Source organism: Micromonospora noduli (genome assembly GCF_003264365.1).
Lineage (GTDB): Bacteria > Actinomycetota > Actinomycetes > Mycobacteriales > Micromonosporaceae > Micromonospora > Micromonospora noduli.
On record NZ_PYAK01000078.1, the window covers coordinates 1 to 21,433 of the forward strand.

General features: G+C 71.5%; 21 protein-coding genes. 6 read left to right on the plus strand and 15 right to left on the minus strand.

The annotated features are described in order from the left end of the window. On the plus strand, positions 1-1,751 hold a 1,751-nt coding region (locus GUI43_RS30580), incomplete at its 5' end, for a bifunctional metallophosphatase/5'-nucleotidase (protein ID WP_211326782.1). 58 nt (positions 1,752-1,809) lie between these two features. Here GUI43_RS30580 and GUI43_RS34075 read toward each other — a convergent pair. Next, on the minus strand, positions 1,810-1,983 hold the full coding sequence (locus GUI43_RS34075; protein WP_167362358.1) for a hypothetical protein: 174 nt from the start codon (positions 1,981-1,983) through the stop codon (positions 1,810-1,812). Between the two features lie 84 nt (positions 1,984-2,067). Then, entirely contained in the window at positions 2,068-3,228 is a 1,161-nt protein-coding gene (locus GUI43_RS30590; protein ID WP_112587075.1) for a geranylgeranyl reductase family protein, read from the minus strand. Positions 3,229-3,376: 148 nt separating this feature from the next. Here GUI43_RS30590 and GUI43_RS30595 point away from each other — a divergent pair, with 148 nt between their 5' ends. Both GUI43_RS30595 and GUI43_RS30600 read left to right on the plus strand, forming a co-directional pair. Continuing rightward, positions 3,377-3,613, plus strand: coding sequence for a hypothetical protein (locus GUI43_RS30595; RefSeq protein WP_112587077.1), 237 nt, complete (start codon positions 3,377-3,379; stop codon positions 3,611-3,613). A gap of 86 nt (positions 3,614-3,699) precedes the next feature. Next, positions 3,700-5,139, plus strand: coding sequence for an MFS transporter (locus GUI43_RS30600; protein ID WP_112700341.1), 1,440 nt, complete (start codon positions 3,700-3,702; stop codon positions 5,137-5,139). A 193-nt stretch (positions 5,140-5,332) separates the two neighbouring features. On the opposite strand, the gene GUI43_RS30605 is transcribed toward GUI43_RS30600, so the two are convergent. From GUI43_RS30605 to GUI43_RS30620, 4 genes are all read right to left on the minus strand, one after another. Then, a complete protein-coding gene (locus GUI43_RS30605) occupies positions 5,333-5,893 on the minus strand; it encodes a hypothetical protein (protein ID WP_112700172.1) in 561 nt (186 codons plus the stop codon). 882 nt (positions 5,894-6,775) lie between these two features. Next, a complete protein-coding gene (locus GUI43_RS30610; RefSeq protein WP_112587085.1) occupies positions 6,776-7,405 on the minus strand; it encodes a hypothetical protein in 630 nt (209 codons plus the stop codon). Positions 7,406-7,418: 13 nt separating this feature from the next. Further along, on the minus strand, positions 7,419-9,197 hold the full coding sequence (locus tag GUI43_RS30615; protein ID WP_249037886.1) for a DUF4012 domain-containing protein: 1,779 nt from the start codon (positions 9,195-9,197) through the stop codon (positions 7,419-7,421). Between the two features lie 103 nt (positions 9,198-9,300). After that, positions 9,301-10,548, minus strand: coding sequence for a glycosyltransferase family 4 protein (locus GUI43_RS30620; RefSeq protein ID WP_112587090.1), 1,248 nt, complete (start codon positions 10,546-10,548; stop codon positions 9,301-9,303). Between the two features lie 168 nt (positions 10,549-10,716). Here GUI43_RS30620 and GUI43_RS30625 point away from each other — a divergent pair, with 168 nt between their 5' ends. Continuing rightward, positions 10,717-11,271 carry an arsenate reductase/protein-tyrosine-phosphatase family protein gene (locus GUI43_RS30625; protein ID WP_112700343.1) on the plus strand — a complete coding sequence of 185 codons (555 nt, stop codon included), beginning with the start codon at positions 10,717-10,719 and terminating at the stop codon, positions 11,269-11,271. Here GUI43_RS30625 and GUI43_RS30630 read toward each other — a convergent pair. Then, positions 11,252-12,730, minus strand: a complete 1,479-nt coding sequence (locus tag GUI43_RS30630; protein WP_225855292.1) for a tyrosine-protein kinase domain-containing protein — start codon at positions 12,728-12,730, stop codon at positions 11,252-11,254. The two genes, GUI43_RS30625 and GUI43_RS30630, sit on opposite strands and share 20 nt — an antisense overlap. Before the next feature lie 323 nt (positions 12,731-13,053). Between GUI43_RS30630 and nhaA the strand changes: the two genes are divergently transcribed. Continuing rightward, on the plus strand, positions 13,054-14,412 hold the full coding sequence (nhaA, locus tag GUI43_RS30635) for a Na+/H+ antiporter NhaA (RefSeq protein WP_112700348.1): 1,359 nt from the start codon (positions 13,054-13,056) through the stop codon (positions 14,410-14,412). Between the two features lie 100 nt (positions 14,413-14,512). Here nhaA and GUI43_RS30640 read toward each other — a convergent pair whose 3' ends face one another. From GUI43_RS30640 to egtA, 8 genes are all read right to left on the minus strand, one after another. Beyond that, entirely contained in the window at positions 14,513-14,710 is a 198-nt protein-coding gene (locus GUI43_RS30640) for a hypothetical protein (RefSeq protein ID WP_112587094.1), read from the minus strand. A 4-nt stretch (positions 14,711-14,714) separates the two neighbouring features. Continuing rightward, complete coding sequence (locus tag GUI43_RS30645) at positions 14,715-15,038, minus strand: hypothetical protein (protein ID WP_112587096.1); 324 nt, start codon at positions 15,036-15,038, stop codon at positions 14,715-14,717. Then, positions 15,035-15,397, minus strand: a complete 363-nt coding sequence (locus tag GUI43_RS30650) for a DUF1622 domain-containing protein (RefSeq protein ID WP_112587098.1) — start codon at positions 15,395-15,397, stop codon at positions 15,035-15,037. The genes GUI43_RS30645 and GUI43_RS30650 overlap by 4 nt, the downstream gene beginning before the upstream one ends. A 39-nt stretch (positions 15,398-15,436) precedes the next feature. Then, positions 15,437-16,024: a TMEM165/GDT1 family protein gene (locus GUI43_RS30655; RefSeq protein WP_112587100.1), complete on the minus strand. Its 588-nt coding sequence runs from the start codon at positions 16,022-16,024 to the stop codon at positions 15,437-15,439. A 217-nt stretch (positions 16,025-16,241) separates the two neighbouring features. Beyond that, the gene (egtD, locus tag GUI43_RS30660) at positions 16,242-17,207 is read right to left on the minus strand and encodes an L-histidine N(alpha)-methyltransferase (protein WP_112700345.1); all 966 of its coding nucleotides are present in this window, start codon (positions 17,205-17,207) and stop codon (positions 16,242-16,244) included. Further along, a complete protein-coding gene (egtC, locus tag GUI43_RS30665) occupies positions 17,204-18,004 on the minus strand; it encodes an ergothioneine biosynthesis protein EgtC (RefSeq protein WP_112700346.1) in 801 nt (266 codons plus the stop codon). Before egtC ends, egtD begins: the two co-directional genes overlap by 4 nt. Positions 18,005-18,047: 43 nt before the next feature. Further along, positions 18,048-19,385, minus strand: coding sequence for an ergothioneine biosynthesis protein EgtB (gene egtB, locus GUI43_RS30670; RefSeq protein WP_112587106.1), 1,338 nt, complete (start codon positions 19,383-19,385; stop codon positions 18,048-18,050). Between the two features lie 80 nt (positions 19,386-19,465). Next, positions 19,466-20,701 carry an ergothioneine biosynthesis glutamate--cysteine ligase EgtA gene (egtA, locus tag GUI43_RS30675; RefSeq protein ID WP_112700349.1) on the minus strand — a complete coding sequence of 412 codons (1,236 nt, stop codon included), beginning with the start codon at positions 20,699-20,701 and terminating at the stop codon, positions 19,466-19,468. Between the two features lie 219 nt (positions 20,702-20,920). On the opposite strand from egtA, the gene GUI43_RS30680 reads away from it, so the two are divergent. After that, positions 20,921-21,433: hypothetical protein (locus GUI43_RS30680; RefSeq protein WP_211326783.1), on the plus strand; the 513-nt coding region annotated here is incomplete at its 3' end.

The window sequence follows — 21,433 nt, forward strand, 5'->3', positions numbered from 1 at the left end:
CCGCGGCGGCCGCGGCGACCACCCCGCTGATCGCCGCCGCGCCCGCGCAGGCGGCCGGCGCGGCGCGGCCGCGCACCTGGGACCTCACCCTCCTGGGCACGTCGGACACGCACGGCAACGTCTACAACTGGGACTACTACCGCGACGCCGAGTACGACGACAGCAAGCAGAACGACATCGGCGTGGCGAAGCTGGCGACCCTGATCAACCAGATCCGTCGGGAGCGGCGCGGCAAGGCGACGCTGGTGCTCGACGCCGGCGACACGATCCAGGGCACGCCGCTGGCCACGTACTACGCCAAGCAGGAGCCGATCACCGCCACCGGGGAGAAGCACCCGATGGCACGGGCCATGAACGTCATCGACTACGACGCGGTGACCCTGGGCAACCACGAGTTCAACTACGGCCTGCCGTTGCTGGACCTGTGGATCCGCCAGCTCGGCTTCCCGGCGCTCGCCGCGAACGCCGTCAACGCGAAGACCGGCAAGCCGGCCTTCCTGCCGTACATCATCAAGAAGGTCTCCCTCGGTTTCGCCGCGCCGACCCTGCGGGTCGGCATCCTGGGGTTGACCAACCCCGGGGTGGCCATCTGGGACAAGGGCAACGTCGAGGGCAAGCTGCGCTTCGACGACATGATCGCGACCGCCGCGAAGTGGGTGCCGATCATGCGGGCCCGCGGCGCGGACCTCGTGCTGATCTCGGCGCACGGCGGTGACAGCGGCACCTCCAGCTACGGCCCCGAGCTGCCGAACGAGAACCCGGTGGCGCTGATCGCCCAGCAGGTGCCGGGGATCGACGCGATCCTCTTCGGTCACGCGCACAACGAGGTGGTCGAGCGGTTCGTCACCAACGAGCGCACCGGCACGCAGGTGCTGCTCTCCGAGCCGTCGAAGTGGGGCCAGCGGCTCACCCGGATGGACTTCACCCTCTCCCGTGAGCGTGGCCGGTGGACGATCACCAAGAAGGCCGCCACCATGCTGAACACCAACACGGTGGTCGAGGACCCGAAGGTGCTCGCCGCCGTGCGGGCCCAGCACCAGAAGACCATCGCGTACGTGAACCAGGTGGTGGCCCAGGCCACTGTCGAGATGTCCACCGTGGAATCCAGGTACAAGGACACCCCCATCCTGGACTTCATCAACCACGTCCAGGCCGAGACCGTCACGAAGGCGCTGGCCGGCACGCAGTACGCCGACCTGCCGGTGCTGTCGCAGGCGTCCCCGTTCAGCCGCACCGCGGTCTTCCCCGCCGGGGACGTGAAGATCCGTGACGTGGCAGGGCTCTACGTCTTCGACAACACGCTCGAGGCGGTCGTGCTCAGCGGCGCGGAGGTGCGCACCTACCTGGAGTACTCGGCGAAGTACTTCCGGACCCTCGCCCCGGGCGCCCCGGTCGACCCGGAGCAGATCAGCGACTCGCCGGCGGTGCCGGACTACAACTACGACGTGATCTCCGGCCTGGACTACGACATCGACATCTCCAAGCCGGTCGGGCAGCGGATCACCCGCCTGGTGCTGGCCGGCACCGACACCCCGGTGGCCGACAACGCGCAGTTCGTGGTGGCGGTGAACAACTACCGGCGCAGCGGCGGCGGCAACTTCCCCGGCATCGTGAAGACCCAGGTCTACAACGCGCAGCAGGAGATCCGTCAGCTGCTCATCGACTGGGCGCAGGCCAAGGGGACGATCGACCCGGCCGACTTCTTCCAGCCCAACTGGCGTCTGGTCCGCGAGGGCGTGCCCGTCTTCTGACCGGAGCGCATCACGAACGGGCCGTGGGTGGCGACACCCGCGGCCCGTCGCGCGTTTCTCAGCCCTGCACGTTCCAGCGGATCGGGTCCTCGGACTCCTCCGGCCGGTCGCGCCCGGGGTCGGTCTCGGTCAGGGCCACCCGCTCGTCGGGACGGACGGCGGGCGGCAACTCCCCGAACCGCGCGTGGCGCAGAAACGCGTACTCGTCGTCGGTGAACGGCTGCTCGGTCATCAGCGCCTCCTCCTGCTCCACTGTGATTGTCCGGCGGCCACGCCGGTCGACACCAGTAGCCGGGCGCACACCCTGTAAGGCATCCTAGGATCCTGGGTGAGCAGTGGTGGCCTGGCGCGACGGGTGGGACAACCGGTCGAGCACCGCAAGGGCGGCCCGGATGGGGCGGCGGCGCAGCATCTCGTCGAAGCTCGCCCGCCCCTGGCAGAACTGCACGAACATCCGCCAGCCCGGCGGGGTCGCCAACAGGGCGTGGAACACGTCCGGGCGACGGGTGAACACGTCGAGCAGCCGGAACCCCGCCCGCATCTCCGGCAGCAGACGCTCGGCCACCGCCCGCTCGTACCCGGCCAGGTCACCGTCCGCGACCGCAGCTCCGGCCAGCTCGCCGGAGCGCAACGCGAAGCTGATGCCCTCCCGGCTCCACGGCTCCAGCAACCCCGCCGCATCCCCCACGACCAGCACCCGACCGTTGCGCAACGGTGAATCCTCCGCCCGACAACGGGTCAGGTGACCGGAGTCGTGCTCCGCCGGCAACCCGGTCAGACCCAACCGGTCGACGAACCGCCGCAGGTAGTCGCGGGTCCCCTCCCCCGCCCCCCGCGCGGCGATCACGCCGACGGTCAGCCGGTCACCCTTGGGAAAGACCCAGGCGTACGAGCCCGGCATGGCACCCCAGTCCAGCAGCAGCCGGCCCCGCCACCGCTCCTGCTCGACGGGCGGCACCGGAATCTCCAACTCCAGACCCAGATCCACCTGCCGGTACCGAACCCCGACGTGCCGGCCGGTCACCCCCGACGAGCCGTCCGCCCCGATCACGGCACGAGCCGCGATCGTCGTACCGTCGGCCAGCCGCAGGCGTACCCCCTCGGGGTCCTGCTCGATCGCGCGGACCGCGACCCGCTCCCGCAGCTGCGCGCCGGCGGCGACCGCCGCCGCGCGCAGCCGGTCGTCGAACTCCTCGCGGCGCACCATCGTCACCACCGGACTGCCGTTGCGGCGGGTGAACTCCCGACGGCCGTCGCGTGTGAACGTCACCCGGTCCACCCGGTCGTGCGCGGGCACCTCGATCCGATCCTGAACGGCCGCCAGCGAGGTGCCGATCAGGCCACCCCCGCAGGTCTTGTACCGCGGGTGAACTGCTCGCTCGACGACAAGGGTGGAGACGCCCGCACGGGCAGCGGCGTGCGCCGCGGACAGCCCCGCGGGGCCAGCGCCGACAACGACGAGATCCCAAACGATCACGGAAGCAGCCTAGGGCACCTCCCCGGCCCGACCGCCGGACCCGCCCGCCGTCGCGACCGCCCGATCGGGTGTGCATCTTCGGGCACCGAGGGGGTAACCGGCGCACGGCAGCCGCCACCCCAGTGGCGGACGAGCAAAAGGAGGAACCATGCAGCAGGTGCAACTGTCGGAGGCCGAGCAACGGGTGTACCAGGCGGTCACCACCCTCGAAGCACGCGGGCAGGTGCCCTACCCGGACCTGATCGCCGAGGAATCCGGGCTCACCCAGGAGCAGGTGGGCAGCCCCCTGCACCTGCTCACCGAGAAGGGCCTGCTGCACCGCGAGGACTCGCCGATGGCCGGCCTCGACTTCGGTCCCCGGTTCTGCGCCCGCCAGATGGCGTGACCCACGGAACCAACCGGTACGGTTCGCCCCCCGAAGACCCGGGTAGCGGTCAACCATGCATGACCGAGGGTCGACGGGGGGGCACGATGAGCGCGGCGCAGACGCCGCAGCCGGTGACCGCGGCCGAGAACCGACGACGCTGGCAGGCGGTCGGGGTCGGACTCGTCGCCGCCTTCATGACGCTGCTCGACGTGAGCATCGTCAACGTGGCCGTGCCCTCCATCGACCGGGCGCTGCACGCGTCGTCGAGCGACCTGCAGTGGATTCTCTCCGGGTACGCGCTCACCTTCGGCCTGGCCCTGGTGCCCGCCGGCCGGTTCGGCGACGCCCGCGGGCGGCGCAACGCCTTCGTCTTCGGCATCGCGCTGTTCACCATCACCAGCGCGCTCGCCGGCCTCGCCACCTCCCCGACCTGGCTGGTCATCGCCCGACTGCTGCAGGGCGCCGCCGCCGGCGTCGTCAACCCCCAGGTCATCGGACTGATCCAGCAACTGTTCCGCGGGCCCGAACGCGCCCGCCCGTTCGGGCTGCTCGGCGCCACCATCGGCATCTCCACCGCCGTCGGGCCGCTGCTCGGCGGACTGCTCATCGCCATCGGCGGCGAGGAACACGGCTGGCGCTGGGTGTTCTTCGTCAACGTGCCGGTCGGTGTCCTCGCGGTGATCCTCGGCTGGCGACTGCTGCCCGGCCGCCCCACCGGTCAACCCGGCTGGCATCGACTCGACCCCGTCGGCGTCCTGCTGCTCGGCATCGGTGTCGTCCTCGTCCTGCTGCCACTGGTACAGGAGCAGCAGTGGCGGACCCCCTGGAAGTGGGCGCTCATCCCGGTCGGCCTGGCGGTGCTGGTCGCCTTCGGGCTCTGGGAACGACGGTACGCACGCCAGCACCAGCCCCTGTTCGACCTCCGACTGTTCAGCTTCCAGTCGTACACGCTGGGCTCGATCCTGGCGCTCGTCTACTTCGGCGGCTTCACCGCGATCTTCTTCATCTTCACCCTGTTCCTGCAGATGGGGCTCGGCTACAGCGCCCTCGTCGCCGGCCTGGCCATCACCCCCTTCGCCCTGGGTTCCGCGGCCGCCGCCGTGCTCGGTGGCCGCATCGTCAACCGCTTCGGTCGACCACTGGTCGCCATCGGACTGCTCACCGTGGTGGTCGGGCTGGCCGCCACGGTGATCGCACTGCGCCTCTTCCCGGACGCTCCGGCGCCCTGGGTCACCGCCGGCCCACTGCTCGTCGCCGGCATCGGCAGCGGACTGGTGATCGCCCCCAACCAGACGATCACCCTCTCCGAGGTGCCGGTCGATCAGGCGGGCAGCGGCGCCGGCATGCTCCAGACCGGCCAGCGGATCGGCGCCGCCGCCGGCATCGCCGCCGTCGGCTCGCTGTTCTTCTCCACGTTGGCCGACAGCCGCGGAGACTGGACCAAAGCCTTCGAACAGTCCCTCATGCTCGCCACCGTCATCATCGCGCTCGCGCTGATCACCGCGCTGATCGATATCTGGCGCAGCCACAACCACAAAACCTGACCGGCGTACGCCGCTGGCCGGCACCCCGCGTGTGAGTGCCGGCCAGCAAGTCGGTGTCGTGGTGCGGTTTGTGCGGGGGCAGGGCACGGAGATGCCGCTGGCCGGCACCCCGGGTTGGGGGTGCCGGCCAGCGGTCGGTGTCGTGGTGTGGTGCTGTGCGGTGGTGCTGTGGTGCTGCTGCTTGTGGTGTGGGTCAGCTGTTCCAGTGCTGGCCGACCAGGTCGGTGGCCTGCTGCTCCCACTGGGCGTAGGCGTCCGGGTACGCCGATACCTGCACGGTCTGCGCGGCGTCGGTCAGCGGCATGTCCTGCCACCCGTCAACCTGCTTCAAGCCCTTGAGGAACGCGGTCGTCGAGTACTCCGGGTTCGTGATCTGCTCCGGCGTACCCCAACCCGAGCTCGGGCGCTGCTGGAACAGGCCCAGCGAGTCGTGATCGTTCATGTCGCCCAGGTGACCCAGGTTCTCCAGCTTCGACTCCTGCAGGCTCGTCGCGATCGAGATCACCGCGGCCCGCTCCGGCAGACCGGCCTTCTTCGTCGCGGCGATGATCGCCTTCACGTTCGCGGTCTGCTCATCGTTGAGGCTGATGTGGGACTGCTCGCCCTGCGGCTTCGGCGCCGCCGACTGCACAGCCACCGCGACGGGCTTGGCGTCCACCGGGTTGGCGTGGGCGGCGATCGGACCGGCGAACACACCACCGGCGAACGCGAGACCAGCAACAGACAACATGCTCTTACGGAAGATCGTGTTCATGAGGGGTAGCTCCTTCGGGGGTAGAACACCCGCACCGCCAAAGGGGGACGGCGGTGATGGGTGTGAGCACCTCGTCCGGCGCTGCACAAACAAAGGGGAAAAGTTTGGGGGTGACGCCCTGTCGGGCGTCGGGTCGGCGTACCTGCGAGCGGGGGCTCGTGGCGCCGGGTCCCTGTGTAACGACCGGCGGGCCGGGGTCATTCCGGGGTCGGCCCACCTGCCGGCACCGGCACCCTGATCGGGGCGGTACCAGGTGGTCGTTCGTGGGGACTGTAACGACCGGGGGGCCGAGGTCATTCCGGGTGGCCCAACCCGTCGGCACCCTCATCAAGGCGGTGCCTGCGGTCGTTCGCGGGGACTGTAACGACCGGGTGGAGGCTGGCATTCCACCCTGCGCGACCAGCCCCCAGGGGTCGGGCGGCGGGTCGGTGGTACTGCGATCGTCAGGGACTGCGATCGTCAGGGTATGTAACGACCCCGACCCCGCCATGATTCCAGCCTGCGGGTGCGCCCAGTCACCACCCACAAACCCCCACACGGACAAACTGCCCACGCGACGTCGGGCTCGCAGCGCCGAACCGGCCCTCACCGGGTGATCCACTCGGGTTCAGGGAAGTCGGGGCATCCCGGACGCCCGGACACCCCGACTTCAAGGAACCCGAGTCGATCACCAACGGGCCGACCGCGCAAAGGCCGCAAGACGGACACGACGCGCCGAAAGTCGTACCGGCGCATGTCGACCTCGCTATCGGCGGGCATGGCGGACCGACGACGACCCTAGGGACGGTGCCCAGGCCGTCTCTCTGAACAGGCTGGCGCCCGTCGGAGTGTTCCGACGGGCGCCAGCTTCGGTGCTATCCAGGCGCAGCCCGGTGGTGTGGATTAGTGCGCCGCACCACCGAAGCGCTGGCGGCGACGCCAGGCCAGGGTCAGCAGCAGCATCACTGCTCCGGCGCCGACCAGGCCGCCACCGAGCTTCATGGGCGTGCCGAGGCTGTCGCCCGTGACGGGCAGCGGCTGCTTCTTGTGCAGCACCCGCAGCTCGGTGGTGGCGGTACGGCCGGACTCCCGGCCCGTGGCGGTGAAGGTCAGCAGACCCGTCACCGACGGCTTGTAGGTCTTGGTGAAGCGGCCCTGAGCGTCGGTGTACGCCGTGAAGTGCAGGGGCGCGCTCGCCTGGTAGGCCACCGGAGCCATGGCCACGGTGCTGCCGTCGCTGCGGCGAGCCGGAGCCGCGCCGCCGGCCGGAGCGGCCTGCGGAGTGACCGTCACGGTGATGTCGACGGTCTCGTTCGGGCCGAAGTTGGTACCCGTCAGCACCACCGTCTCGCCGAGGTAGATCGTCGGCCGGTTGACGGTCAGCGACGCGGCGGTCGGCGGGTACGGCGGCGGTTGCGGCGGGTCGGTGGTCGCGCTGGGCGTCGGCTGCGGCTGTGCCGCCCCCGCTGCCGTCGGCACGGCCACCACGGCCAGGCCGACCGTGAGCGCCATGATGATGCGGGATAGCCGCATGATTGGTTCCCTCCTACTGATCACAGCTTGGTGCGGAATGAACTTGGGTGGTCCAGGGGGTGGCGGTGGGGGTGAGCCACAGCTCGGCCTGCCCGACGCCGGTCTTGGCCGTCAGCACTGTGACCTCCAGTGCCCGCTCGGCGCCGGGGCCGACGTCGACGCTGGCCGTCGCCACGTGACGGCGGCGTTCGGTGCCGCTGCCAAGTGCCGTCTCGGCCCCGTCCAGCCGGGCCTCCAGCACCGCTCCACCAGCCGGGCTGAAGATCGACACCAACGTGCGGGCGGTGTACGGATCGCCAGCCAGACCGAGGCCGAGCACGGATTCGCTAAGTCCGGACTTCGGCGCCGTTGAGCGCAGAGTCACCCGCAGCCGGAGCTCGCGGCGGCCGTCCGACCGGCATTCGCCGACCGTCAGGTTCGCCGTCGGCCGCAGGTAGTAGCCGAGCTTCGCGCCGCTGCCGTCGTTGAGGAACACGCCGACAGTTGGCACGGTGTCCTGTTCCGGAAGCGTCCCGGCCATCCGGCTCTCGCCGAATGTCCGCTGTTCCTCAGGTCGGGCACTCCAGAACAATATCCGGCGTTCGGTGACAGCACGGTCAAATGCGGACAACAGCACCCGTGGGTTGACATTCTTCTTGAAGAAGGTGTCGAACACCGAGGCGGCGGACGCCGCGAAGAAGTCGTCCTGCTGTTTGACGTCGAGGCGCTGGTAGCTGTCGTTGAGCAGGGTCTGCACGACCTTCTCGCTGGCGAGCGGGACACCGCCGGGCACCAGCACCGGACCGGTCGCCTTGAGCAGGTACGACAGCACCACCGGATCAACGGCGAGCACACCGTCGACAGTGGTGCCGGTCTTGCGCCGGAACATCTCGCGGTACAGCGCGGCGGCGGTCGGGAAGTGCGGAGACAGGTTGACGTCGGCGGGATAGATGCCCGGCAGGTCCGTCCAGAGGGCCCGGGTCTCGGCGGGCACCTTCAGCGCCGGGGTGAACCGGCCGAGCGAGGCACTGCTGCCCTGCTTGCCCATCTTCACCTTGCCGTTCTCCGCCTCGATCATCGCGTACGCGCCGAACATGCCGCCGGTGGCGCGCAACTCGGCGAGGTTCTGCGAGACGAGCAGGTAGCGGCGTGGGCCGTTCGCGCCGAGCAGCGGCGGGAGGAGGCGGGCTCCCTGGTCGGCGGCCGTGGTGAGGCTGGCCAGCCGGTCGATCTCGTCGCGCAGGTCGGTCAGCGCCTGCCGGATCTGGCTGACCAGCCTGTCGGCGGGCACCGCGGCCAGGTTCTGGCGGGTACGTTGCACCGACTCGTGGGCCGCGGTCAGCTGCGTGGAGACGGCGGCGAGTCGGGCGAGGTCCACCCGCCCGCCGGTCGGCACCAGGCTGGTCAGGTCCGCCCGGAGCAGGGTCGGAAATGCGTGTCGGGCCAGTTCGTCGATGGCGACGGCGATCTGCGCGACGGCGTCGAGGTCGTCGCCGGCGATCGGCGTACGTCGCCCGAGGTGCCATGTCGGATCGGCCGTCGCCGCGCGGGCCGCCCCGGCCTGCTCCTGAAGGGCGGCGAGCGTCCGCAGGGCGCGGCCGGTGTCCCCACCGACAGTCTGGGCGCTCAACTCTCGGGCCAGGCCAGCGGCGTTGAGCAGGTGGGTGCGCGCCTGCCAACCGCGGAAGCCGACCCACCCGGTGGTCGCCAGCAGCAGCGAGCCAACCACCAGGGCGCCAAGGAGGGCCCGTCGCAGTCGGGCACGCCGACGACGCCGGGACCGGCTCCGCCGCCGGATCGGTCGTTCGCTCACCGTCACACCACACTCCCATTCACGGAACCGGACAGAAGGTCGATTCCCTGACGTTCTTAGCACGCATCAGGGAAGTTCGTACCGTTATTGCGCTTGTCGTCCTTTAAGCGAATTTCCTTCGTGGTTCCGTGGCGGGCTGTGCGACCCGTCCGGCCGCCTCGTGCAACAGCCGTTCGATCTGGTCCACGCCGGCGGGCAGCGACATCTCTCGCAGGTACGCGGCCCGACCCCGGCGACCCATTTCGGTGCGGGTCGGCGGCGAGATGGTGGCGGCCAACCAGAACCGGTCGGCCAACGCCGCCCAGTCCTCCGGCGGGCAGGACAGCCCAGCCCGCGCCCGTTCGACCAGCTCGGCCGTGTCCCCGCCGGCCGACGCGATCACCGGCGCGGCGCAGGAGAGCGCGGCCTGGAGCTTGCCGGGCACCGTGCCGCGCAGCTCCGGAAGGTCGCGCAGCATGACCAGTTGGTAGTCGGCGGCGGCGTACAGCTCGGGCATGTCGACCGGCGACCGCCGCTCCAGGAAGCGGACGTTCTCCGCGCCCAGCTCGGCGGCGAGCCCCCGCACCCGCCGCTCCGCCGCGCCCGAACCGACCAGGACAAGATCCATCGTCCGGTCCAGCGCCGCCGCCGCCCGGACTGCGGTCTCCAGCCCCTGCCGCTCCCCGATGGTCCCGGCGTGCATCACCACGCACCGACCATCTCGACGGACCAGCTGGCGGGCCGCCGCACTGGGTGTCGCCGGGTGGAAGATCCGCTCGTCGGTCCAGTTCAGCACCAACCGGACCCGGGCCGGGTCGGCGCCAGCGGCGACCACCAGGTCCCGCATCGACGGCGCGGCGACCGCGATCCGCGCCGCGGTCCGGTAGATCCGGGTCATCGTGCTGCCCATCCGCGCCGCCCAGCGTCCCTCGCCCCCCTCGTCGGCGCCGTCGCGGGCCCAGACGTCCTGCACGTGCAGCACCGCCGGCACCCGCCCGAGCAACCGGATCACCCCGGCGGCGGCGAACGTCGTCGCCGGCAGTTGAAAGACGTAGAGCACGTCCACGTCGCCCAGGAACCGGCGCGCGACCAGCCCCGCGCTGCCGGCGAAGGAGAGGTAGCTGGCCATCCGGCCGCCGACCGACGCGGTGCCCCCCGGGTACCGGGGCACCCGTCGGACACTCAGCCGTTGGCTGTGCGTCTCGTGGTGCCACCGCTGTCGCCAGCCGGGATAGACGTGCCCGCCGGGGTAGTCCGGAAAGCCGGTGAGGACCCGTACCTCGTGCCCACGCGCGGCCAGCTCCTCGGCGAGGCTCCCCGGGATGAAGGCCGGCTCGGGCGGAAAGTGGTACGACAGGATGCCGATCTTCACCGGTACGCCCCCGTCCCACAGAGATCGCCGGCGGCCGGCGCGGCACCACGACCGGCGCGCGTGCGGCCCGCGTACGATGCCGACAACCCCTCCCCGCACGGCCACCGGCGTCGACGCACCGCCCTCGCGGTGCGAGCGCCCGTGTCCGTACCGATGAGAGGGGCACCGATGGCTGATCGCGTGTTGTTCGTCTGCCACGCCAACCTGTGCCGGTCACCGATGGCCGAGTACCTGGCCCGTCGGCTGCTGGCCGACCGACCCGTCGAGGTGGCCAGCGCCGGCACCGACGCGATCGACGGGCTGGCCATGCACCCGTACGCCATGGAGGTCGCGACCGAGAACGGCGCGGACCCGGCCACGTTCCGGACCCGTGGGTTGCGGCCCGAGTACCTGGTCGAGGCGACGCTCGTGCTGACCGCGACCCGACGCCAACGCTCGGTCTGCACGGCGTTGACGCCTAAAGCGCTGCACCGGACGTTCACGCTGCGCCAGTTCGGGCGGCTCGCCGCGGCGGCCGAGCCGCCCGCCGACTCGGCCGACGACCCGTTGCGGGCGGCGATCGCCGCCGCCGCCCAGGCCCGGGGACGGCTGCAACCCGCCGCCCCGGACGAGGACGACCTTCGGGACCCGATCGGCGGTACCGCGGCCGACTTCCGACGCTGCGCCGAGGAGATCGAACGGTCGTTGCGACCCCTCGCCGCGCTCATCGGGGCAGCCGGGTGAGTTCCTGGGTGTGGTCGGGGACGCCGTTGACCCCGTCGGCGGTCGCGCTGTGCCGGCCGGATGCGGCCCGGTCGGCCGGCACCGACGCCTCGGGCGTCGAGGCGACCACCCGGTAGGCCTCGTACTGGTACGCCTCGGCCTTGGCCACCTTGGCCATGTTCAGCACACAGCCGAGCAACCGGACCGAGACCGAGTGCAGCGACCGGGCCGCCGCGGCGACCTGGGTCCGCGAGGTACGGCCCTGCTGGGTCACCAGCAGCGCGCCGTCGGCCTGCACGGCCACCACCACGCCGTCGGTCACCGCGAGCAGCGGCGCGGTGTCGATGATCACGATGTCCGCCGACTCGCGCAGCGCCAGCAGCAGGTCCGACATGGCCTTGGAGCCGAGCAGCTCGCTCGGGTTCGGCGGGGCCGACCCGCTGGGCAGCACCAGCAGTGACTTGTCGCCCCAGCGTTGCACGACGTCGCCCACCTTCACGTCGCCGACCAGCACGTCGGTCAGACCGACGCCGGCGTCCAGGCCCAGGTAGTCGTCGACCTTCGGTCGGCGCAGATCCGCGTCGACCAGCAGCACCCGCCAGCCGGCCTCGGCCAGTGCGATGGCCAGGTTGCAGGAGAGCGTCGTCTTGCCCTCGCCCTGCAGGGCGCTGGTCACCGCGATGACCCGGGCCGGCTCGTGGACGTCCACGAAGCGCAGGTTGGTCCGCAGCTTGCGGACCGCCTCGGCGCGCGCCGAGGTCGCGGCGTCGCCCACGATGAGAGGCGCACTGCGGGCGTTGGCCTCGAACGGAATCTCACCGAGCAGCGGGCTGCCGGTGGCGCGTTGCAGGCCGGCGGCGTCGCGGAGTCGGACGTCGGCGACGCCCCGCAGGATCGCCAGACCGATGCCGAGGATCAGGCCGACCAGACCACCGAGGGTGAGGTTGCGGGCCGGCTGCGGCGAGACGGGGTCGGCGCTGACCCGCGGGCCACTGACCACTTCGATCTTGATGGGCGCCTTGCCCTCCGGGGTCGTCTCGACCTTCTGGACGAGCTCGACGAACTTGTTGGCGAGGCTCTCCGTCACGCGCAACGCGCGGGTCTGGTCGGTGTCGGTCACCGACGCCCGCAGCAGAACGGTGCCGGTCTCGGTCGAGGTGCTCACCTTGCGCTGCACCTCGTCCGCGGTGAGGCCGACCGGAGTCTCGGCGACCACGCTCTGCGCCAGCCGATCGCTGCTGAGCAGGTCGGCGTACGACTTGACGCGCTGCTGGAGGAAGAGCCCGCCCTGGTAGGCGTCGCTGACGCCGGTGTTGGGGGTGGTGACGAAGAAGGTCACCGAGGCGACGTACCGGGGTTGGGTCCGTACGGTCAGGAACGCCGAGACGCCGAGAGCCACCATGACCGTGACCAGCGCGACCCACCAGTGCCGACGCACGTGGCGCAATTGGCGGAGCAGGTCCATCAGGAGTGCCCCCATGCCGGTCCGGTTACGGCAAAGAACTTCACGAAAACCCCCAAGGTCGTCTCTAAACTCGTGAAACCATTAAAGCGGCTCATGCGGCTTATGTCCGGAGTTATGTATTTTCCGGCGGCGAGATGTGCGCCCGCATGACCAACCCGACAAACGCCCATTCGGCTGCGGCGACAACGGGGAAAAAGTCGGAGGCCGATCGGATGGCGTCCGATCGGCCCAGCTGTCGCCGCCGACCGCGCCGCCGGATAGGGTCGACAGCGGTGTGCCGGGAAGTCTGGTCGGCGAGTGGATTCCTGCCGTCCCGACTCCTGTAGGTGAGCCCGAAGTTGACCTCCCCCACCCCGCCATCCGGCCCGCGTCCGCCGAAGATCCGGCTGTTCTCCCGATCGTCCTGGCCGCAGGCCCGGCACCTGGCCGACGTGCTGCGTACCGAAACCGTCGGCGGCGCGCTGCTGCTGTTCGGCGCTGTGATCGCGCTGGTCTGGGCCAACTCCCCGTGGTCCGACTCGTACACCCGGCTCGGCGACGTCGTGCCCTGGCCCGGCGCGCCCTGGCACCTCGACCTGGATCTGGCCACCTGGGCGGCGGACGGCCTGCTGGCCATCTTCTTCTTCGTGGTGGGCCTGGAGCTCAAACGGGAGTTCGTCGCCGGTGACCTCCGCGACCCGCGCCGGGCCGCGCTACCGATTGCGGCCGCACTCGGCGGGATGCTGCTGCCGGCGCTGATCTACGTGGCGGTGGTGCTGAGCGCGGGCGGGGACGGCCTGCGCGGGTGGGCCATTCCGACCGCCACCGACATCGCTTTCGCGCTCGCCGTGCTCGCGGTGGTCAGCTCACATCTGCCCCAGGGCCTACGCGCATTCCTGCTCACCCTCGCGGTGGTCGACGACCTGTTCGCGATCACCATCATCGCGATCTTCTACACCGCCGGCTTCCAGCCCGTTCCACTGCTCGCCGCGTTGGTGCCGATCGGGCTCTTCGCGGTGCTGGTGCAGCGGGGGCGTACCTGGTGGTGGGCGCTGATCCCCCTCGCGATCGCCGCCTGGACACTGATGCACGCCTCGGGCGTGCACGCCACGGTGGCCGGTGTCCTGCTCGGCTTCACGGTCCCGGTGCTCGCCCGTCGACCGGCGGGCGGCAAGCAGCCGGCCACCGCCAGCGCAGAGGCGGGCGAAGGTGGGCTCGCCGCCCGCCTGGAGCACCGCTGGCGGCCGGTGTCGGCCGGCTTCGCGGTGCCGATCTTCGCCCTCTTCGCCGCCGGGGTCACCCTGCGCGGCACCGACCTGGGCGCCCTGCTGAGCGACCCGATCGTGATCGCCATCGTCGCCGCCCTGGTGTTCGGCAAGACCATCGGCATCTTCGGCTCGACGTACCTGCTGGCCCGGTTCACCCGCGCCGAGCTGGACGAGGACATCACCTGGGCCGACCTGCTCGGGATCGCCCTGCTGGCCGGCGTCGGCTTCACCGTCTCGCTGCTCATCGGCGACCTGGCCTTCGGGGCGGGCAGCACTGCCGACGACCGGGTCAAGGCGGCCGTGCTGCTCGGCTCGGTGATCTCCGCCGGGTTGGCCGCCACGGTGCTCAGCCGCCGCAACACGACGTACCGGAGGGTGGCGGAGAAGGAGCGGCTGGACGCCGACGGGGACGGCGTACCCGACGTCTACCAGCACCCCGACGCCCGCTGAACGCGCCGGTGCGGCCCGGCGAATGTCAGGCGCCGAGGGGCGACGCGGCGCGCGGTTCGCCGTCGTGCCGCGCCGCCGCACCCACCGCGCGGGCTTGCGCTCAGTGGCGACGATCGGCGGGCGGCAGGTCCTCGGTCTCCTCGACCAGCGCCTCGGCCGCCGGCCCGGTGAGGTCGTCGCCCGGCACCGCCACCGCCTCGACGCGATCCTGCTCATCGGGCTTCCCGCCGGGCGGCGGCTCCGGGGCGGTGGCACCGCCGGCGTAGCCGTACTCGTTCGGTTCGTCGTGCCGGCTCATGTGGTCATCCTCCCGCTTTTCCCGTTTCACCTGTCGAGGCCAACGGTAGGTGGTGATCGTCCTCAGCGCAGCGCGCCGGGGATTGTCGGCCGGACCATGCTGGTGGGCGGCTGAGCGCCACCCCGAGCAGCTGACGCAGGGCGATGATCGATACCGCGCCGGCCAGGCCGTTCCAATCCGGCTCGCCGGCGAGCCGGATCAGACCGGCCGCGGTGAGCAGGTCCAGCAGTATCCGGACGCCGCTGCGCAGCGCCCCGGTGGTGAGCGTGGTGAGCACCCCGGCGAGCAGCGCCAGGGCGGTGACCGCCGTGACCAGGGTGGCCGTCACGGTCGACGCTCCCCCTCGGCCACCTGACGCTGCTCCTGCCGGATCTCGCGGCCCAGGAAGTAGTTCAACGCCGTTCGGATCGTCGCGATGGCGGCCAGTTGGCCGATCTGCGTGAACGACGGGGACACCGCCGTACGCAGCACGTCGGCCGCCAGCTGGAATTCCAGGCCGAGAGTCAGAAAGCGGCCCAGCGAGAGCCGGATCGGCGTGAAGCGGGCGGCGCTGCGGTGTCGCAGCCCCTCGACCACGAACCGCACCGCCGCCCACACCGCGCCAACGAAGATCACCAGCGCGCCGGCCACCTCCACCACGGCAACCAGCACCTGGTCGCCCTGGCGCAACAACTCGGCCGGCTCCACCCCGGGCCGTTACCCGCCCACGCTGCGGCTAGTCGGCGCTCAGGTCAGCTCGTTCACCGCCTCCAGGATCAGCCAGAGACCGGAGATGGCGAAGAGGATCGCGGCACCGTACCTGATGGTCTTCTCCGGCAGCCGCCGACCGAGCATCCGGCCGACCAGGATGGCCAGCGCATCCGCGGCCACCATGCCGATGGTGGAGCCGAGCCAGGTGCCGAACCAGCCGTACTTGGTGGCGAGCGTGATCGTGGCGAGCATCGTCTTGTCGCCCAGCTCGGCGAGGAAGAACGCCACCGACACCGCCACGATCGCGGTCTTGCTGGTCTTCTCCGCCTTGCGCTTCTCCTCCTCGGTGAGCTTGTCCCCGCGGAGCGTCCACGCGCCGAACCCGAGGAACGCCACACCGGCCACCAGGGAGATCCACTCGGTTGGCAGCACCGCCCCGAGACCCACGCCGATGGCGACCGACGCCAGGTGCACCACCGCGGTGGCGACCGTGATGCCGATCAGCACCGGGATCGGTTTGAACCGCGTGGCGAAGGTCAGCGCCATCAGCTGGGACTTGTCCCCCAGCTCGGCGACGAAGATGACGCCGAAGCTGATGACCAGCGCGGCGAAAAATCCCTCCATGACGTCCTTCCCGTTCACGCCGGGAGGAGGTACAGGGGCGCCCTCGACCCGGCTGCAACAGCCTGAGTCGAAGGTCTCGCCCGCCCCGAGGGAACCGGGGCCGCGTGGCCGGATGCGGAACGCACCAGTATGTCGACCACGACATTGGGGGCTACTCCCCTTCGCGTGATCAGCCTATCGGATCACCGCCCGGCCCGGCCGCGCCGGGTGAACGGGCTCACCGCGCCCGCGCCAGCGTCACGCCGAAGAGCCCGTCCGGGTCGGTCCAGAACTCCGCCGTGGCGAAGCCGGCCGAGGCCAGCTCGGCGGCGACCCCCTCCCGGTGGAACTTTGCCGAAACCTCGGTACGCAGCTCCTCCCCCGCCGCGAAATCGACTGTCAGCCCCAGCACCCGCACGCTCATCGGCCGGGTCGCCCGCAACCGCATCTCGATCCACTCGTGGTCCGGATCCCAGACAGCGACGTGCTCGAAGGCGGCCGGGTCGAAGTCGGCGCCCAACTCCCGATTGATCACGTGCAGCACGTTGCGGTTGAACTCGGCGGTGACCCCGGCGGCGTCGTCGTACGCCGGCACGATCACCGACGGGTCCTTCACCAGGTCCGTGCCGACCAACAACCAGTCGCCGACCTCCAGCGCGGCGCGCATCGCCGTCAGGAACTCGGCCCGCTCGGCGGGCAACAGGTTGCCGATGGTGCCGCCGAGAAACACCACCAACCGCCGACCGCCGGTGGGCAGCCGGTCCAGTTGCCGGGTGAAGTCCCCCACGATGCCCCGAACCCGCAGGCGGGGATAGTCGGCCGCGATCTGGGCGGTGGACCCGCGCAGCGCACTGACCGACACATCCAGGGGGACGAACGTGCCCAGCCCACCCCGGCGGGTGAAGGCGTCCAGCAACAGCCGGGTCTTCTCCGACGAGCCGGAGCCCAACTCGATGAGCGTCTTGGCCCCGGTCAGCGCCGCGATGTCGGGAGCGTGCGCCTCCAGCACGGCCCGCTCGGCCCGGGTCGGGTAGTACTCAGGCAGTCGGGTGATCTCCTCGAAGAGTTCGCTGCCCCGGGCGTCGTAGAACCACTTCGGCGGCAGCCACTTACGGCCGGCGCTCAGCCCGGCCCGGACGTCGTCACGCAGGCCACGCTCCAGGTCACCCTCTTCGAGGTAGATCTCCAGGGGTTCCGCGGTCATCGGTTCGCTCCTTTCGTTCGATCAACCGTTGCGTGCCTGCTCGGCGCGCCCACCGGGGCCGGCAGTGGACGTACCCGCACCTCACCCGCGGTGGCGACGACGAGGTGCCCCTCCGGCACCGACCGCCACCCGGGATCGTCGTCGTGCGGCTCGGAGGCGAGCAGCACCGAACCCGACGTCTCGCGGACCGACAACGCGTGCCCCGCCACGCTGGCCACCACCCGGTGCCCGTCGGTGAGCAGCAGGTTGAGCCGCGAACCGGGGGCGGCGGCGGCGACGTCGGTCACCGTCCGCCCGACCGCCTCGACCGGGTCGGCGCCAGCGCGCAACCGATGCCGCACCAGCGCCCACAGCAGCGCCGAGTCGGTGGTGGCGTCCAGAGTGAGCAGGTCACGCACCGGCAGACCGGCGGCGAGCGGCACCACGGCGTCCGGCCAGCCGCGGACCACACCGTTGTGGCTGAACAGCCACCGCCCCTCGGCGAAGGGCGCCGCCGCGCCGTCGAGCACCGCCATCCCGACCGTGGCCGACCGCACCGCCGCCACCACCGCCGCGCTGCGTGTCACCGCCGCCAGTTGGGCGATGGTCGGGTCGCTCCAGATCGGCTGCGCCCGCCGGTACCGCACCGGGTCACCCTCACCCGGGTACCAGCCGACACCGAACCCGTCGGCGTTGATCGTGCCGCCGCCGCGCATGTCACGGGGCGCCCAGGACTGCCGCACCAGCGAGTGCGGAGGGTCGAACAACAGCTCGGCCAGGGTGACCGGCGGCCCCAGGTAGGCCAGGTGGCGACACATCAGCGCCCCCGGCCCGCCGCCGGGCCGCCGGTCGTGCGGCGACTCACCGGTACGACTCGTCCGGTCGCACATCCCTGGCGCAGCGGAAACCGCTGAAGATCTGCCGGCGAATCGGATAGTCCCAGTTACGGAAGGTCCCCCGGCAGGCGGAGCGGTCAGTGCCGAACGAGCCACCGCGCAGCACCCGGTAGTCGCCGCCGAAGAACACCTCCGAATATTCGCGGTACGGGAACGCGGCGAACCCTGGATGCCCGTCGAACGCCGTCGAGGTCCACTCCCAGACATCGCCGATGAGCTGGTGCACACCCAAGGGCGAGGCCCCGGCCGGATACGCGCCCACCGGCGCCGGCCGCAGATGGCGCTGGTCGAGGTTGGCGTGCGTCTCGGTCGGGTCGTCGTCCCCCCAGGGGTAACGACGCGACCGCCCGGTCGTCGGATCCCACCGGGCCGCCTTCTCCCACTCCGCCTCGGTCGGCAGCCGCTTGCCGGCCCACGCCGCGTACGCCTGCGCCTCGTACCAGCACACGTGCACCACCGGCTCGTCGGCGCGGACCCGCGCCCACTGACCGAAGCGCCGATACGACCAGTCGTCGCCGTCGCAACGCCAGTGCATCGGGGCGCTCAGCTGCTCCCGAACCCGATGCTCCCAACCGGCCGCGCTCCACCAGCGCTGCTCGGTGTAGCCGCCGTCGGCGATGAAGGCCAAGTACTGGCCGTTGGTCACCGGGGCGGCGTCGATGACGTACGCCGGGAGGTCGACCCGGTGCGCCGGACGTTCGTTGTCCAACGCCCACGGATCGGTGTCGGTGCCCATGGTGAACTCGCCGGCCGGCACCAGTACCTCCGCGCCGACCTGGACCGACGGCTCGGGCGGAGCCGGAGCGTGCAGCACCGCCGGCCCCGAGCGCAGCTGGTGGGTGGCGAGCATGGTCTCGTCGTGCTGCTGCTCGTGCTGCACGATCATGCCGAAGGCGAACCCGTCGGCGACCAGCGGCCGCTCGGTGAAGGTCACCGCGTCGAGCAGGTCGTGCACCTTGTCCCGAACGGTGGCCAGGTAGGCGCGCGCCTCCGCGGGCGGCAACAGGGGCAGCGCGGGGCGGTCCCGGCGCGGCTGCTTGAACGCGTCGTACAACTCGTCGATGTCACACCGGACCGGCTCCCGGCCGCCGACGTCCCGGACCAACCAGAGCTCCTCCTGGTTACCGACATGGGCAAGGTCCCAGACCAACGGCGACATCAGGGGTGAGTGCTGGCGTGTCAGGTCGGCGTCGTCGACCACCTCGGTCAGCAACGCGGTGCGGGTACGGGCCCGCGCCAACTCCGCCGCGATGTGGTCGCGCAACTGCTCGCCGTCGACCCGGCCCGCCCGCGAGGCTCGCACAACCGGCTCACTCCTCGCGCTCACTGAGCCGTCCTCCGTTCGCGACTGCGAGGCTCGCAAAACCGGCTCACTCCTCGCGCTCACTGGTCTCTCCTCTCTGCGGCTGCCAGCCGCTGGCGTATCCCTCGCCGGATCTCGTCATGGGTGCTGGCCGGCAGCTCCAGTCGGGGCAGGGTGGTCAGGGCCAGGTCGAGCAGGCCCGCCGCGGCGGCGGCCAGCGCCGGGTCGGCCAGGCCGTGCCGGGCGGCGGCCGACCAGCGGTGCGCCACCGGGGTGGCGATCGTGTACGCCTCGCGCACGGTGCCCTGGTCACCGAACAGGGCGGTCAGCACCGCCAGCGGCAGCCGCCAGCCGCGATCGGGTTGGGCGTCCAGGTAGCGCAGCTCCAGGTAGCCGCGCGGCCGCACCGGCGGAAAGAGGGTGCTGACGTGGTAGTCGAGGTCATCGGTGCTGGGCGGTTGTGGCAGCGCGCCGTCGAGCCAGTCGGCGAAGGTCACCCCGGGCGGCGCGGCCCAGTCAGCGCTGTGCCGGCGCAGACAGAGCAGCGGCGCGGCGAGCACGTAGCTGACCCAGGCGTCGGTCGGATCGTCCCCGGACCGAGAGGGCGACCAGACCGGGCGGGTCCGGGCCGGGTCGATGGCCAGCCAGGCGGCCATCCGGGCGGAGGCCCAACCGGTGCGCCGCCCGGCGTGCCGAGCGGCGGAAGCGAACGCCGCGAGCAGTGGGGGCCCGACCGCGTGGGCTGCGGCCCAGCGGTCGGCGACCTGGTCCGGCTCACCGGCGTCGAGGCAGATCTGCAGGCCTGCGGTGCTGTACATCATCGTGCGGCCGGCCGGGCCGTGGCGGTCGAAGGCTCCGCGCATCGCGCGGTAACGGGGGGTTTCCACCACCGGGCGCGGCCGTCGGTGGGGGTCGATGCCGCTGCTGCCGAGGACCAGCCCAGCGGCGGCCAGCAGGTCGGTGACCTGGGCGATGTCGGCCTCGGTGGCGCGGATCAACGCGGCGACCGAGGGGCGGGGCGGGGTGGAGATCTCCAACTGGCCACCCGGCTCCAGGGTGACCATGCCGCCGTGTCGCAGCGGCTCGGCCGGGCTGGTGGCATCCAGCGTGGCGGGGCTGTGCCGCCCCAGCGCCGCCCGCAGCCGCGTCGCGTCGACGGGGCGGGCGGGATCGGCGGCGTCGTGCACGGTCCATTCCAGTTCGACGCCGGTGTGGGTGGGTGGGCCGGTCTTGAAGCAGATCCGGGCGAGGTGTCGGACTGCGGCTGCGGACTCGCGCAGGATGGCGCTGCGGTCCAGGTCGGATGACGTCACCAAGGGTCGGGCCCCCTCTCCGTGCGCCGGGTCCGGCACACCGTGCCACCGTAAACCCACCCACCGACACCGTCGGGGGCGTGCACGGGCCACCAACCTCTGTCTAACAGACGAATTTCCGAAGCAGGGCGGAACAAACCGCTCCAACCGCCGACCGGTCAGCCGCCTACGGAGTGATCAGGTCGCGGCGGTGACGGCGGGGCTTTCCCCGATGGGGACTGCTTGCCCCTCGCCGAATCGGAGGGCGTGACCTTCGCCGGCTCGGACGGCTTCGCCTCGGGTACCAGCCTCTGGCAGTACGCCTCGACCTCGGCGGGGCCGCCGGCGGCGGTCACCAGCTTCTGGAAGGCCGACGTGCGTAGCGCCTTCTCCCGCTGCTCGGGCGCCTTCGCCCGCCACGCGCGGCACTGTCCGTGGATCTGGCCGGCGGTAGTGGGACTGGTCGGCGGCGTGGCGGTGACGGGCGGCGGCGCGCCCGGCGACGGGGCGCCGGGGCCCACCGACCGACCGGGCTCGGCTGACCGGGACACGCCCTGGTGCGGCGAGGGTGACGGGCGCGACGGTGCCGGTGCGACCGGGTCTGGCCCTCGGTCCCGGGTGACCGCGGCGAAGGCGGCCCCCGCGGTGGCGGTAGCTGCGACCGCTCCGATCCAGGCCACCGCGCCGGTGGTCATCCGGCGACGGCGTGGCCGCTGCGGCACTGCCGGCACCGGGTTGGCCCGGGCGGCAGTGCCG